The sequence below is a fragment of the Mesorhizobium sp. M5C.F.Cr.IN.023.01.1.1 genome (genome assembly GCF_003997585.1).
GTDB classification, from domain to species: Bacteria; Pseudomonadota; Alphaproteobacteria; order Rhizobiales; family Rhizobiaceae; genus Mesorhizobium; species Mesorhizobium wenxiniae.
On record NZ_RZSU01000057.1, the window covers coordinates 1 to 12,937 of the forward strand.

Annotated in this window: 12 protein-coding genes and 2 pseudogenes; 5 read left to right on the forward strand and 9 right to left on the reverse strand. The window is 61.4% G+C overall.

Annotated features, from left to right (window positions below; genetic code table 11):
* Both EOA78_RS21465 and EOA78_RS21470 read right to left on the reverse strand, forming a co-directional pair.
* Positions 1 to 515: NAD(P)-dependent oxidoreductase (locus tag EOA78_RS21465; RefSeq protein WP_164783865.1), on the reverse strand; the 515-nt coding region annotated here is incomplete at its 3' end.
* A 97-nt stretch (positions 516 to 612) separates the two neighbouring features.
* A complete protein-coding gene (locus EOA78_RS21470) occupies positions 613 to 1,305 on the reverse strand; it encodes a TetR/AcrR family transcriptional regulator (RefSeq protein ID WP_127316870.1) in 693 nt (230 codons plus the stop codon).
* A gap of 173 nt (positions 1,306 to 1,478) precedes the next feature.
* Here EOA78_RS21470 and EOA78_RS21475 point away from each other — a divergent pair, with 173 nt between their 5' ends.
* On the forward strand, positions 1,479 to 1,907 hold the full coding sequence (locus EOA78_RS21475; protein ID WP_127316871.1) for a DUF1772 domain-containing protein: 429 nt from the start codon (positions 1,479 to 1,481) through the stop codon (positions 1,905 to 1,907).
* 36 nt (positions 1,908 to 1,943) lie between these two features.
* On the opposite strand, the gene EOA78_RS21480 is transcribed toward EOA78_RS21475, so the two are convergent.
* Entirely contained in the window at positions 1,944 to 2,402 is a 459-nt protein-coding gene (locus EOA78_RS21480) for a MarR family winged helix-turn-helix transcriptional regulator (RefSeq protein ID WP_127316872.1), read from the reverse strand.
* Between the two features lie 99 nt (positions 2,403 to 2,501).
* Here EOA78_RS21480 and EOA78_RS21485 point away from each other — a divergent pair, with 99 nt between their 5' ends.
* Positions 2,502 to 3,263 carry a glutathione S-transferase family protein gene (locus EOA78_RS21485; RefSeq protein WP_127316873.1) on the forward strand — a complete coding sequence of 254 codons (762 nt, stop codon included), beginning with the start codon at positions 2,502 to 2,504 and terminating at the stop codon, positions 3,261 to 3,263.
* Here the strand turns inward: EOA78_RS21485 and EOA78_RS21490 are convergent.
* A pseudogene (locus tag EOA78_RS21490) lies at positions 3,226 to 3,605 on the reverse strand (FAD-dependent monooxygenase); the annotation flags it as partial. The gene EOA78_RS21485 and the pseudogene EOA78_RS21490 sit on opposite strands and share 38 nt — an antisense overlap.
* A gap of 48 nt (positions 3,606 to 3,653) precedes the next feature.
* The gene (locus tag EOA78_RS21495; RefSeq protein WP_029352119.1) at positions 3,654 to 4,064 is read right to left on the reverse strand and encodes a helix-turn-helix domain-containing protein; all 411 of its coding nucleotides are present in this window, start codon (positions 4,062 to 4,064) and stop codon (positions 3,654 to 3,656) included.
* A gap of 136 nt (positions 4,065 to 4,200) precedes the next feature.
* Here EOA78_RS21495 and EOA78_RS21500 point away from each other — a divergent pair, with 136 nt between their 5' ends.
* Positions 4,201 to 5,091 (forward strand): SDR family oxidoreductase, encoded by an 891-nt coding sequence (locus tag EOA78_RS21500; RefSeq protein WP_127316874.1) that lies wholly within the window; start codon positions 4,201 to 4,203, stop codon positions 5,089 to 5,091.
* A gap of 157 nt (positions 5,092 to 5,248) precedes the next feature.
* On the opposite strand, the gene EOA78_RS21505 is transcribed toward EOA78_RS21500, so the two are convergent.
* Together EOA78_RS21505 and EOA78_RS21510 are read right to left on the reverse strand one after the other, a co-directional pair.
* Positions 5,249 to 7,162, reverse strand: coding sequence for a potassium transporter Kup (locus EOA78_RS21505; RefSeq protein ID WP_127316875.1), 1,914 nt, complete (start codon positions 7,160 to 7,162; stop codon positions 5,249 to 5,251).
* A gap of 103 nt (positions 7,163 to 7,265) precedes the next feature.
* Entirely contained in the window at positions 7,266 to 8,006 is a 741-nt protein-coding gene (locus EOA78_RS21510; RefSeq protein WP_127316876.1) for a pyridoxine 5'-phosphate synthase, read from the reverse strand.
* A gap of 112 nt (positions 8,007 to 8,118) precedes the next feature.
* On the opposite strand from EOA78_RS21510, the gene EOA78_RS21515 reads away from it, so the two are divergent.
* Positions 8,119 to 8,541: an STAS/SEC14 domain-containing protein gene (locus EOA78_RS21515; RefSeq protein WP_127316877.1), complete on the forward strand. Its 423-nt coding sequence runs from the start codon at positions 8,119 to 8,121 to the stop codon at positions 8,539 to 8,541.
* A gap of 19 nt (positions 8,542 to 8,560) precedes the next feature.
* Here the strand turns inward: EOA78_RS21515 and EOA78_RS21520 are convergent, their stop codons facing one another.
* Positions 8,561 to 9,688: an ATP-dependent RecD-like DNA helicase gene (locus EOA78_RS21520; protein WP_127316878.1), complete on the reverse strand. Its 1,128-nt coding sequence runs from the start codon at positions 9,686 to 9,688 to the stop codon at positions 8,561 to 8,563.
* Positions 9,689 to 10,247: 559 nt separating this feature from the next.
* Between EOA78_RS21520 and EOA78_RS21525 the strand changes: the two genes are divergently transcribed.
* A complete protein-coding gene (locus EOA78_RS21525; protein WP_164783866.1) occupies positions 10,248 to 11,990 on the forward strand; it encodes a hypothetical protein in 1,743 nt (580 codons plus the stop codon).
* 221 nt (positions 11,991 to 12,211) lie between these two features.
* Here the strand turns inward: EOA78_RS21525 and EOA78_RS21530 are convergent.
* Positions 12,212 to 12,842, reverse strand: a pseudogene (locus EOA78_RS21530) (tyrosine-type recombinase/integrase).
* Between the last annotated feature and the right edge of the window lie 95 nt (positions 12,843 to 12,937).

Consider the following 12,937-nt stretch of genomic DNA (forward strand, 5'->3'; position numbering starts at 1 on the left):
ACGCCGCAGGCATAGGACAGAGCGAGATCGAGCGCATTGCCCGAAGCGTCCTGGTTGACGGCGACCAGGCACGGCACGCCGCCGCCCTTCTGGTATTCGCCGCGCACCGTGTGGCCGGGCCCCTTGGGCGCGATCATGACGACGTCGACCGAGGCCTTCGGCTCGATCAGGCCGAAGTGCACGTTGAGGCCGTGGGCGAAGGCGATCGCCGCGCCGTCGCGGATGTTCGGCGCGATCTCCGATTTATAGATGTCGGCCTGCAGCTCGTCGGGCGTCGCCATCATCATCAGGTCGGCCCATTTGGCGGCCTCCGCCACGCTCATCACCTTGAGCCCGTCTGCCTCGACCTTCTGGGCTGTCGCCGAGCCGGCCTTCAGGCCGATTGCGATATCCTTAACGCCGGAATCCTTGAGATTGAGCGCATGCGCCCTGCCCTGGCTGCCATAGCCGATAATGGCGACCTTCTTGCCCTTGATCAGGTTGAGATCGGCATCGCGATCGTAATAGACACGCATTTTTCTTTCCTTCCCGTTGTGAATTCAGAGCATGATGCCGAAAGGTGTGAAGCGGTTTTCGGACGACATCATGCTCAATCTCGATGTAGAGCCGGATTCAGATTTCAGGTCGATTTGACCTGAAATCATCCGGCTCTATGGGCCTTGCGGCCCCGGTTTTTGCTCCGTAAAGAGCGAGAAACTGCTGCGTCGCCCGGACGGCATCGCCGCCGATCGCCGCATCAGTCAATTCCAGCCGGTCGCCGAGCAGCAGGCGGATCTGCACGTCACGGGCGACCAGCCCGAAAAAGGTACGGAATGCCGCTTCGGCGTCCGAGAACTCGATAAGCCCCGCCTGCCTGCCGGCTTCCAGCACCGGCTTCAGGCGCCTGGCCAGCGCGAAGCGGCCGTTCTCCAGCACGATGCCGCCGAGATCGTCCTTGCCGGATCCGGCGTGACTGACCGCAATGCGGTTGAGCGCGATCGAAGTGTCGCTCGAAATCACCTTGAGCCAGCCCGAAGCGAAGCGCTCGAGGCTCGCCGTCAGTGAGGCAAGGTCGAGCCCCTTGCGGTCGACTGGCACTACGCGCACCTTGGACGCCTGCCATTGCACCGTTGCCGTCAAAAGCCCATCGCGATCGCCGAACCATTTGTAGAGCGTTTCCTTGGAACAGCTCGCCCGCCGCGCCACCGCGGTCATGGTCAAATGATCGCCCTCCTCGACCAGCAGGCGAAGTGCGGCGTCAAGCACGGCTTTCTGCCGCGCCGTCAGCGCTTCGCCGGTGTCGATGTCGACGCTTGCCTGCAACAAACTGTCTTCCTGCTCGATGATGGTGGCAGCCAGTACCGTACGTTACGGTTCGGCATGTCTATGCCGTATTGTCGGAACCGGCGCAAGCTCTATTTCGGTTTTTTGGTGCATTCCAAACCGGGATGGCCTTTATTGAAGCGGCTTTAACTGGAACGGCGTGCCGCGGAGGGAAGATGCTCGTCGGCCTTCTTGCATTGACCATTGCCGCCGTTTTCGCGGGCGCCGCAATCTATATCAGCGTCGCCGAGCAGCCGGCGCGGCTTCGTCTCGATGACAGGGCCCTGCTGCAGGAATGGCAGCCCTCCTACAAGCGCGGCGCCGCCATGCAGGCGTCGATCGCCATCGTCGCCTGTGTTCTTGGTCTCATTGCCTGGTGGCAGACCGGCAATCTCGCCTATCTGGTCGGGGCGGTGTTGATCATCCTGCCCTGGCCATGGACGCTGATCGCAATGATGCCGACAAATCGACTGCTGGAGGCGATGGACGCGGCCGCCGCCAACCCGCAAGCCCGGGCGTTGATCGTCAAATGGGGCAATCTGCATCTGGTTCGCGGCGTGCTTGGCGTGCTGGCGGCACTGGCATTCCTCTGGGGCAGTGTCTGACGTCGCTGCAACCGATCTTCAGTGCCAACGGCCACATCACTCCAGGATGGCTGGATGACGCAGCCGTCCAAGGAGACCCGCCAATATGTCGAGGTCATCATTGGAAAGCCGGGCGCCGACCAGCTCCGCGATCGATCGTCCGTAGACGGCCCACATGCGACGGCGCATCTCGCGCCCCTTCCCGGTAATGCGGATAGTCTGTCCCCGCCCGTCATCGGCAACTCTGAGCTTCTCGACCAGCCCGTCCGCTTCGAGCCGCGCCAGCAGCCGGGAGATGTTGTATTGCGCAAACAATGTGCGCTCGATCAGCTGGAATGGCCGCAAGCCGCCCTCGCCCGCTTCGGCAAGCTCATGCAGCACGTCGTACCAGGCAAGCGGCGGTAAGCTGCTGTCCTTCAGCGCGTCTTCAGCTCTTTCCATCAGTTGGCGCGAAACGCGCATCAGGCGGGCCCAGGCTTTGATGGCAGCGGGCGAAGGACTGGTTTTCTCCGTCATGATTGCAGCATAGGCGATAGATGCAATTGCATCAAGCTTGACGGTTAATGCGGATGCATCTATATAGATGCAGTTGCATCGATATCGGAAGACACTGCCATGAGACATGAAATCTGCAAGATCGCCGACCTCCCCGAGACGGGCAGCCTGGTGACCGACAAGCTCGTTCTCGTCAGCCATCACCTTTGTCCCTATGTGCAGCGCGCGGCCATCTCGCTCGCCGAAAAGGACGTGCCGTTCGAACGCCTCACCATCGATCTCGCCAACAAGCCGGCCTGGTTCAAGGCGATCTCGCCGCTCGGCAAGGTACCGCTGCTGCGCGTGCAGCAGAATGGCGAGGAAACCGCGATCTTCGAATCGGCGGTCATCCTCGAATTTCTTGAGGAAACGCTGGCCAACCCACTCCACCCTGCCGACCCGCTGGCCCGCGCCCGGCATCGCGCTTGGATCGAGTTCGGCTCGGCCATCCTCAACGCAATCGGCCGACTCTATTCCGCACCGACCGAGCCCGCCTTCCTTGCCGAAAGCCAAGGTCTGTCGGCAATGTTCGATCGTCTCGAAATAGAACTGGCGGCAGGCCGAACTGGACCATGGTTCGCCGGCCAGCGCTTTTCACTGGTCGATGCTGTCTATGGACCAATCTTCCGCTATTTCGACGCGTTCGATCGGATCGACGATTTCGGCATCCTGAACGGAAAGTCGCTAGTCGAGGCCTGGCGGAAGGAATTGCGCGAACGCAAGTCGGTGAAGAACGCTGTCGCCCCGGATTATCCACAGCGCCTTCATGCATTCCTGCAAGCGAAGGGTTCGCATCTTTCGAAACTCATCCGCCGCAACGAGGCGGCCGCCGTGCTTCCTTGATACCGATCCGCCTAAATGGATCGACCACGGTTCCAGCCACCATCGAGGCAAGGATGTTTGGCACCGGCGGGATTTTCGCCACTGACGCCACCAGCCTGTCGCGGACAAACGGCATCACGGTCGAATCCGACTGGTAGAACGGCGTCAGCATCAGCGACAGCGCCCGAAACACCCGGACACGCCACCGCCGCGCCCGGACGTGGCCTCGAGCGCAATATCGACACGATCCGTTCCTATGAGCGCGCAATTGAGCGCTGCCGCGTCGAGCAGCGCCATGTTCGCCCCTTGCCCGAGCTGCGGGCTGGGCGAATGCGCCGCATCGCCGATGACGCCCATCGCCTTCCGGCCGGCAAGCCGTCGCACTTGGCGTTGCCACTCCGGCATCGATGGTTAAGTCTCGGTAGCGTCGAATGCGTTCCGCGCGTCGCGCACAGCGCCATGATTGAGCTCGGCCCACTGGAGCAGCTGGTGCAGGGGTCCGAACATCGAGCGTCCGAGATCGGTCAGACTGTATTCGACGCTCGGCGGCTTGGTCGGGAACACCTCGCGATGGACGTAACCGTCGCGCTGCAAATCGTGCAGCGTCTGGGTGAGCATGCGCTGTGAAATGTCGGGTACCAGCCGCCGCAATTCGCCGAACCGGTACGGCTTTTCTGCCAGCGCCATCATCAGCAGCGAACTCCATTTGTTGCTGATGCCTTGGATCACATCGCGAACCGGACAGTCCGCAATGTTCCCCCCGCCGCTGCCCGCTTTGTAAATCTCGAGCTTCGATCTCAGACCGACGATTTTGCTGTCCATCGCTGGTTCCCTGCGCCTGCCTACCTCCCGCAAAACTGCCTTCTTTACGAGGGTCGGTCAATTCCTATTTTAGTGCTGGTCTCTTTTTGAGACTTGTATAAACACCCGCCGCTCCGGCGCAACGACAGGACTTCCCATGACCGAAACCCTTCTCGTCACCGGCGCCTCCGGCCAGCTCGGCCGCGGCGTCATCCATCATCTGCTGGACACGCACAAGGTTCCGCCCGCACGGATCATCGCCGCCACCCGTAATCCGGAAAACCTCGCCGACCTGGCGACGCGCGGCGTTGCCATCAGGCAAGCCGATTTCGATGACACGGCGTCGCTCGTCGAGGCATTCAGGGGCGCCGGCAGGGTCCTGATCATCTCGACCGGCGAGATCGACCTTAGGGGCAAGCGCCTCAAGCAGCACGAGAATGCAGTCGCAGCCGCCAGGGAGGCCGGCGTTTCGCATCTGCTCTACACCTCGATGCCCAATCCTGAGCCGGGATCGCCGGTGCTGTTTGCGGGCGATCACTACGGGACCGAGCAGGCGATCAAGGCGAGCGGCATCCCCTACACGATTTTCCGCAACGGCTGGTATCAGGAGAACCTGTTCATGTCGCTGCCGCATGCCATTGCTTCGGGGCAGTGGTACACATCGGCGGCCGACGGCCGCATCGCCCATGGCGCTCGCGACGACATGGCCGTGGCGATCGCCGCGGGTCTTGCCTCGGGCGATACCGAAAGCACCACATACACGTTGACGGGTCCGCAGGCCCACACGGTCGCCGAGATCGCGGCCCTGGTGACCGACGTCACCGGCAAGCCCATCGAGGTCGTTCAGCTTTCGGATGAAGCCTTGACCGAGGGTCTGACGGCCGCCGGCGTTCCCTCGGATTTTGCTCCCGTTGTCGTTTCCTTCGACACCAACACGCGCTCCGGCCGCATCGCCATGGTGACCGACGCGATCGAGGCACTTTCGGGCAAAAAGCCGCAATCGCTGAAGCAATTTCTTGAAGCGAACAAGGCAGTGCTAGCCGGCTGAAGTCCGCCGTGGTCAGGGGCATGTCGAGATTCAGGTCAGGCCGAGCCGAGAATGGTGGGTTCGAGAACCGGAACTGAGCGTAGTGTTGGGTACGTGAGTACCGGAAGCGCAGGAACCCGCCGTTCGCAGGCCGGCCTCACCTGAATATCGGCATGCCCTAGATAGCCACCTGCGTTCCGATCTCAACCACACGTCCGGTCGGGATCTGAAAATACTCCGTCGCATCCGCTGCCGTGCGCGCCAGCCCGATGAACAGCTTGTCCTGCCACACCGGCATGCCGGAATTGGGTGACGCCTTGAGCGAGCGCCGCGACAGGAAGAAGGAGGTCGTCATGATGTCGAACTTCCAGCCCTGCTTGCGGCAGATCGCCAGCGCACGCGGGATGTTGGGCTGTTCCATGTAGCCGAAGGTCAGCGTCACCCGCATGAACAGCTCGTTGATCGTTTCCATCTTGACCCGCTCGCTGTCGGGCACCACGGGCTGCTGCGCCGTCACCACCGAGAGGATGACATTCTGTTCATGCAGCACCTTGTAGTGCTTCAGGCTGTGCATCAGCGCCGTCGGAGCGCTGACGGGATCGCTGGTAAGGAACACGGCTGTACCGGACACCAGCTGCGGTTTCTTCTTCAACAAATTGCCGGCAAGGAAATCGAGCGGAATCTCGTTCCTGCGCGTCTTGTCGAATAGATAGCGACTCCCGCGTATCCAGGTTCCCATGACCAGCCCCATGATGCCGGCAACGGCGATTGAAACCCATCCGCCTTCCACGAATTTCACAATATTTGCCAGGAAGAAGCCCGTGTCTATCGTGCCAAAGAGCAGCGCAAGCGCCGCAGCGAGTGCGGTCTGCCATTTCCATTGCCACCGCATCACTACGAAGAGCAAAATAGTCGTCATCAGCATTTCGCCTGTCACCGAAATTCCATAGGCGGAAGCCAGGGAACTCGAACTGCCAAAGCCGACGACCAGCAGCATTACGCCGAGCGCGAGAATGAGATTCACGCGTGGCATGTAAATTTGGCCGAGTTGCATCTCGGAAGTATGCTGAACTTCGATTCTGGGCAGAAGATTGAGCTGCACCGCCTGCCTGGTCAGCGAAAACGCCCCGGAGATCACGGCTTGACTGGCGATGACAGTCGCTGCTGTGGCGAGCCCGACCATCGGTATCAGTGCCCAATCTGGCAGCATCTGGAAAAACGGATTGTCGGGCAGCCCCCCGTGAGCAAGAACGAACGCGCCTTGCCCAAAATAGCTGAGTAGCAAGCAGGGGAAGACGATCCAGACCCAGGCTAGCACGATTGGACGGCGACCGAAGTGGCCGAGATCGACGTAAAGCGCTTCAGCACCGGTGACCGCAAGAAAGACCGCGCCGACCGTAAGAAATGCGCCCGTTTTGGCTTCGGCGAGGTAGACGACCGCATAATAGGGGTTGATTGCCAAAAGCACCGACGGATCGTCAAGGATGTGCAGCAATCCGGCAATGCCAATCGCCAGAAACCAAAGCCCCGTCACCGGCCCGAAAACGGAGGCCACTCTACCGGTCCCGAAGCGCTGCACAGCAAACAGGACGGCAAGAATCACCAATGTAATGGGAACCACGTACGGATCGAACGCCGGGGTCACGACGCTCAGGCCTTCCACCGCTGAAAGCACCGATATGGCCGGCGTTATGATCGCGTCGCCGAAAAACAGTGCGGCTCCGCAGAGACCGATGCCAAGAATGATGCTGGAACCAGCCGGATAAGCTTTCCGGGCCAGCGCCATAAGCGACAGCGTACCGCCTTCACCCTTGTTATCCGCCCGAAGCACGAAGGCGACATATTTTATTGTCACGATAATCGTCAGGGCCCAGACAATCAGCGACAGAACGCCCAGAACGGCGCTGCGCGGATCGGTGCCGGACGACGCATGCAGTGCTTCGCGAAGTGCATAGATCGGACTGGTGCCGATGTCGCCGTAGACAACGCCCAGCGCGCCCAGCATCAAGACCTTTGTGCTGTGCTTTTCGACCTCAGGATGGCTCGATTGTTCGACGGGTTCTGCCTCACTACCACTGTTGGTAAGGGCCATAGGCGACACTCCGATAAGCGGGCGGTGCTCTACGCTTGCTGCGATGCAATATCAAGTGCCCCGACGTGATGGCTGCCATGTTCGCCATGCGAGGCTTCCGTCTCTACCACCCGCAGGCCTTCAGAAATCTTTTGATCGTGCCGGCCATGCCATACTCCAACGCATCGGCTGTCAACCCATGTCCAATCGACACTTCGGCCAATACCGGGATGCGCTTTGCCAATGCCGGCAGGTTGCTCACCACCAGATCGTGGCCGGCATTGACCTGAAGTCCGGCGGCAAGCGCGGCGTCAGCGGTTTTTCCCAACTTTTCCAGCTCTTTCTCCGCTTTTGCAGAATCGGAAAGGCAACTGCCATACGGACCCGTGTAGAGCTCGATCCGGTCGGCGCCGGTGTCGCGCGCGGCCTTCATGCCTGCCGGATCCGCGTCGGAAAACAACGACACGCGAAAGCCCCCCTTTTTCAGGCGCTTGACGATCGGTGTCAGGAACGCCGCCTCGGCGGCGAAGTTCCAGCCATGGTCGGAGGTGGCTTGGGCAGGGTCGTCGGGCACCAGCGTCACCTGCTCCGGCTGGTGCTTTTCCACAAGCGCCAGGAAATCCTCGCTCGGATAGCCCTCGATGTTGAACTCCGCCTGAGGGAATTCGTCGTCGATCAGCGCCCTGATCTCCGGCAGGTCGGAATGCCTGGTGTGCCGCTCGTCGGGCCGCGGATGCACTGTCAGCCCATGCGCGCCCGCAGCAAGTGCGATGCGTCCGAGCCCGGTGACGCTTGGCCACGGCAGATCGCGCCGGTTGCGCAGCATGGCGATGGCATTGAGATTGACGGAGAGTTTTGCAGGCATGGCTTCTCGGGTCCGGACGTATTTGCGGCCACCTATACCGCCTTTGGCGGGAACAGACAGGGGGTTTCCGGTGTTCCAGAGGGACATATAATATCCAGCAAGAGGAAGGCCCGTGAATTATCTTGAAGAAGTGCCGGCGGTTCGCCGCATCGACACCGACCGCGACGACCTGTTCGCGATCGACGTCGTCGGCCATATCACGGCCGCCGACGCGGAGAATCTGTTCGGTTTGCTGGAGGCGGCTTACGCGCTGCACCCGAAAATCGACGTGCTGGTGCGTTTGGTCGATCATGACGGCGTCGACTGGGCCGATGTGTCGGACAGCACAATCGAACAGGGCACGGCCGATGCCGTGGCGCATATCGGCCGCTGTGCGGCAATCGGCGAGCCAAACTGGATACCGGCCGCACAAGGCATCCTGCCCGCCACCGTGCCAATCGAATTCCGGCATTTCGAGGCCGAGGACGAAGCGGCCGCCTGGGAATGGCTGGGTGCCAAGCCGATTAGTGCGCCGGTGATGCCAGCAGGGTCATGATGGTCACGCGGGATCGATCCTATCTGACGATGGTCAACCGTTCGGCCGCGCGCGTGATCGCGGTGTAGAGCCAGCGCTGGCGGGTTTCCTTGAACGCCCAGCTTTCGTCGAAAAGCACGATCTCGTTCCACTGCGAGCCTTGCGCCTTGTGCACGGTCAGCGCGTAGCCATAGTCGAAATCGTCGAAGCGCTTTTTCTGATGCCAGGGAATATCGGCGTCCGGGTCCTCGAACGCCGCTTTGAGCAGCTTGATCTTGGCAACGCCGCGGTCCGGATCGTCCTCCTCCGGTGAGACCAGCAAATTGATGCCGGGTTTCACCGTCTCGCGCGACGAGGTCATCACCTTCCACAGCGAGCCGTTGAGCAATCCCTTGGCCGGGTCGTTGCGCAGGCAGACGAGCTTGTCGCCGGCCTGCGGGTAGTCGGCATTGAACCCCTTCAGTTCGCGCAGCCGCTGATTGTACCGACGCCGCGTCCTGTTGGTGCCGACCAGCACCTGGTCCGCCTTCAGCACCAGTTCCTGGGTGACATCTTCCTTGCCGATCACCTGCGCCGTGCCATAGTCGCCGCGCATGAATTCGCGTCCCTCGCGCACGTCGAGCGCCAGCCGGATGATCGGGTTGTCGCGCGCCTGCCGGTGGATCTCGGTGAGCAGAATATCGGGCTCATGGTCGGTGAAGAAGCCGCCGCCCGAGATCGGCGGCAACTGGCCGGGATCGCCGAGAACGAGGATCGGCGTGCCGAAACTCATCAGGTCGCGGCCGAGTTGTTCGTCGACCATCGAACATTCGTCGATGACGACGAGCTTGGCCCGCGAGATCGGGCTCTGCCGGTTGAGCGAAAAGGTCGGCGACATCGAAGTCTTGCCGGTCACCTCGTCCGCCACCGATTCCTCGCCCTTTGGCCGGTAGATCAGCGAATGGATGGTGCGCGCATTGACCGCGCCCTTGGAACGCAGCACCTGCGCCGCCTTGCCGGTGAAGGCGGCGAACTGCACCTGGCCGTCGACATGCTCGGCAAAATAGCGCGCCAGCGTCGTCTTGCCGGTACCGGCAAAGCCAAACAGCCGGAAGAGCTGCGGCTTTCCGGTCTTGAGCCAGGTGGCGACCGCTTTCAGCGCATCGTCCTGTTGAGGAGAAAATTCCATCAGCGCGAGAGACCGGATTCGCGAGGGAAAGACAAGGTCGACCGCCACCGCCATTGATATCGGCGGCTGCCAAGCCGAGCCAATGATCAGGCTATCAGGAGGAATCCGGAACGTAAAGTGAACAGGGCCCAGCATCTCAAGACGCTGAAAAATGTCGCCAGCGCCCATCAAATCTCAAACTGCGACATTGCGAAGACTTGGGCAGTGTCTCGGTCTGAATCTTCACTGCTGGTGGAAGGTGCTGTTCGTACGTCCTCGTCAAATGGAACCCAGCAAGTTGCGCCAGAAGGAGATATTAAAGTCTTCGCGCAGCTAGGACCGGCTTGGGGCCGGGAGCTGCCCGTCCGCTATCGGGATGAGTTCGGCGGTTAGCCGCCGTTCGCATCCGACCTCGAGTCGGGTCATCTGATGGAGGCGCAAGAGCCCAAAGGCGGACGATCGACAGCTTTTTGAGGTGAGCGTAACGAGATTGGTCAACGGGCGGATCCCGAAAGAGGGCACCGACCCGAGAACAGTAGCTTTATCATTCTTTTCAATCCTGCGCGGTAAGGTTCCGCGCATGTGGTTGAAGACTTACTTGATCATCACCGGCGTCGGCGCGTTAGTGGCGCTGACAATGCCATGGCTGGTCATCATCGGCAGTTTCCTGATCATCCCGGGGCTCATTCTCGCGTCGATGCCAACGGCCTTCATATACGGCGTTGCCTTCGCGCTGTTCCGCTTGCTGATCGGAAGTTTCCTTTCAGGGGTTCCTCTGAACGTCATGTCGGGCGCCGCGACGCTGGCACTGTTCTGGACCATCCCCCAGCCAGGCCTCGCCTGGGCGAGGGGCATGCTGGCCAGCCTGAAGGAGCCGGACATTCAAGCGAGCGCACCGATTGCGCTCAAGGGCGACATTCTCCTCGCCCGCCCGTTCGAGGGCCGTTGCGATGCATTGTGCGCGGCCTTGCTCAAGACCCCGGGCGTCACTTCGGTCCGGGTCCAGACCCTTCGCGGTCATTCCAATACCTATCGCGTCGTGCCGGGCTCGACGCCCGGCAAACGAAGCACCGTCATCGGGCATGGCCTGCTGGAAGAGCGGCGCTACGATGCCTCCGATCCGCTCGCCCCTCAGCGCGCGCTGGAAGCCGAATGGAACCTGATGATGTCAGAGGGCAAGGCGCTGCTGCAAAGCGACGACGCCCCCGAACCCGACTTCACCATCGCGATCGAGGACGGCCCTGCCGTGCCCGATTCCAAGCCCCGACCGGGAGGGGTGGATTGGTCGCTCGAACCCTCCGCACCCCACCGCAAGGCGCTCACCATCACCGACGCCGGTGAACAGGTGCTGCTGCGGCAGTCGATCCTGTCGATCTTTGCCCCGGCGGCGCCGTTGCTGATCGGGACTTCGGGCAGGATCGAGAACTTCCGGTTCGGCTGGGCGCGTCGGCGGCTCGGTGACGGAAGGATGTACGCCGGGGTTCCGGTCAACCGGCTGCTACTCGACCACACCAGCGTTTCGCGCGGGGTGAATATGGAAGCGGCGAAGACGAGAACGCGCGAGGAACTTGCCAGAGCGCTCGACGATCCGCGTAAGCCGGTGAGCGATCCCACGTTCGCGCTCGCCAATCAGTGGATGGACTCGTTTCGCGCGAACGACCAGCCGCTCGGCGAGAGCGACCGGCGTCTGCTGGTTCGCATCTTGGAGGACCCGCGGGTGCGATCCTCAGACGGGCTGTGGGCGATCATCAAACAGGTCGATGGCGACTCCGCCGATCTGCGGCGGCTCGCCGCCCGCCGCTACCTCGCGGCCCCCGACAAGAAGGAGGCGCGCCACTGGATCAATGCCCTGGCCGGCCTCCCTGTAGGTGCATACGCCGATCCTCTGCCGGAAGAGCGCGCGATTCTCGCCGATCCGGCGGTCAGCCGCTTTGCCACCGGCCTGATCAAGCGCCAGGGCGACCGCGGCGTTGATGCCGTGCCCGACCTGTTGCGGCTGCTGCGCGAGTACTCCGTCTACGATCCGGGCAAGTATGGCTTCAGTGACCTGACCGCGGCTACCGATGCCGTGCGAAGCGGCTTTCGCCGCATTGGCCCTGCGGCCTCATTCGCGGGGTCTGAGATCGAGCAGCTCCTGGCCTCGCCGGGTCTGGAGTACCGCTACAAGACGCTCGGCCAGGAAGAATGGGACACGCTGCTGGTCGTCCTCGGGAAGCCTGTCGAAACGCTTACCAAGCCGGAAAACCGAAGTGGAACCGACGCGAGCTACCGCGAGCGCGTCGCTCAACGGGCCGCCAAGCCATACGATCCGCGCCGGGATTGATGGCTGAAACAGGAAGAAGAATCTTCAGGGACAGAGCTACGTCCGGCGACAGGATGGATGATGGGCTGGCCCGTTCGGGGTGTCGCACGGTCTGAATGTCCGGATCGTTTTCAGTGTCGATCAATAGCTGCCATTCCGCTTTCCACCAAACTGAGCCCCGAGGGTGGAGAAATGCTGTCGCTGGAAACGGTCGTTCAGCACTGCTGAAGGACCGCTCCAAGTCAGATTTCAGTGCGCTCGGCCAGCAAAAGCGCGTCCTCGATATCGACACCCAGATAGCGGACTGTGTTCTCGATCTTGGGGTGTCCAAGCAGGATCTGCACCGCTCGCAGGTTGCCGGTGGCTTTATAGATCATTGACGCCTTCGTGCGTCGAAGCGAATGCGTTCCATACTCTTGGCGCCGAAGCCCAATCGCGCTGACCCATTCATCGACGAGACGAGCATACTGTCTCGTGCTCATGTGGTGCGTATAATCAATCCGGCTCGGGAACGCATAGTCGTTGACCGTACCACCGCGCCGTTCGAGCCAGGCAAGCAAGCTTGCACGCACATCGCCGGTTAGCTCGAACTGCACCGGTCGACCTGTCTTTTGCTGAGTGACGATCCCACGCGTGGATTTCTGGGCCAGCGACCAGATCACCAATCCTGATCTTGACGAGATCGCATCCTCGCAGCTTGCTGTCGATGGCCAGGTCAAACAGCGCCCGGTCACGAAGGCGTCCTTCGCGATCGAGAAAGAAGCGAATTGCCCATATTTGTTTTTGTGTGAGTGGTCGCTTCGTACCCACCGTCTTTCCGGCATTCCACGCTGCCCGACCTTGTTCGACTGGATCAAATCGAGAGTAGCCCATGGTGTTTCTCCTTGGCCATGATTGGCCAATCCGAGAATCGGAAGGGTAGAAGCGGGCAAGCAGACTGGCAGCTCGTGTTTGCCAAAGGCAGGCAA

Coding starts and splice junctions, on each gene's coding strand:
- EOA78_RS21495 (WP_029352119.1), bottom strand. CDS start 4,064: ATGGACAGCAAAATCGTCGGTCTGAGATCGAAGCTCGAGATTTACAAA.
- EOA78_RS21475 (WP_127316871.1), top strand. CDS start 1,479: ATGCTCGTCGGCCTTCTTGCATTGACCATTGCCGCCGTTTTCGCGGGC.
- EOA78_RS21480 (WP_127316872.1), bottom strand. CDS start 2,402: ATGACGGAGAAAACCAGTCCTTCGCCCGCTGCCATCAAAGCCTGGGCC.
- EOA78_RS21500 (WP_127316874.1), top strand. CDS start 4,201: ATGACCGAAACCCTTCTCGTCACCGGCGCCTCCGGCCAGCTCGGCCGC.
- EOA78_RS21485 (WP_127316873.1), top strand. CDS start 2,502: ATGAGACATGAAATCTGCAAGATCGCCGACCTCCCCGAGACGGGCAGC.
- EOA78_RS21525 (WP_164783866.1), top strand. CDS start 10,248: ATGTGGTTGAAGACTTACTTGATCATCACCGGCGTCGGCGCGTTAGTG.
- EOA78_RS21505 (WP_127316875.1), bottom strand. CDS start 7,162: ATGGCCCTTACCAACAGTGGTAGTGAGGCAGAACCCGTCGAACAATCG.
- EOA78_RS21520 (WP_127316878.1), bottom strand. CDS start 9,688: ATGGAATTTTCTCCTCAACAGGACGATGCGCTGAAAGCGGTCGCCACC.
- EOA78_RS21510 (WP_127316876.1), bottom strand. CDS start 8,006: ATGCCTGCAAAACTCTCCGTCAATCTCAATGCCATCGCCATGCTGCGC.